The sequence below is a fragment of the Paenibacillus oleatilyticus genome (assembly GCF_018998565.1).
Taxonomy (GTDB): Bacteria; Bacillota; Bacilli; order Paenibacillales; family NBRC-103111; genus Paenibacillus_G; species Paenibacillus_G oleatilyticus.
Genome location: NZ_JAHNZO010000186.1, coordinates 1 through 334, shown reverse-complemented (window position 1 = coordinate 334; position 334 = coordinate 1). Strand labels below are relative to the sequence as shown.

The 334-nt window shown below is 51.2% G+C and carries 2 tRNA genes; both read right to left on the bottom strand.

The features are described 5' to 3' along the window. Positions 1-82: 82 nt before the first annotated feature. Positions 83-168 (bottom strand) — tRNA-Leu (locus tag KQX66_RS36890). 8 nt (positions 169-176) lie between these two features. Next, positions 177-249 (bottom strand) — tRNA-Lys (locus KQX66_RS36885). Positions 250-334 lie beyond the last annotated feature (85 nt).

Genomic DNA, 334 nt, shown 5'->3' with positions numbered 1-334 from the left:
ACTCGAACCTCCACGGCTGTTACACCACTAGAACCTGAATCTAGCGCGTCTGCCAATTCCGCCACGACCGCATATTTGATTTTGGTGCGGTTGAGAGGACTCGAACCTCCACGAGCGTACGCTCACTACCCCCTCAAGATAGCGTGTCTGCCATTCCACCACAACCGCATATAACGTGAGCCATGTAGGACTCGAACCTACGACACCCTGATTAAAAGTCAGGTGCTCTACCAACTGAGCTAATGGCTCATAATCTAAAACTGGTGGAGGCTGATGGATTCGAACCACCGAACTCGTCAGAGAACAGATTTACAGTCTGCTGCGTTTGGCCACT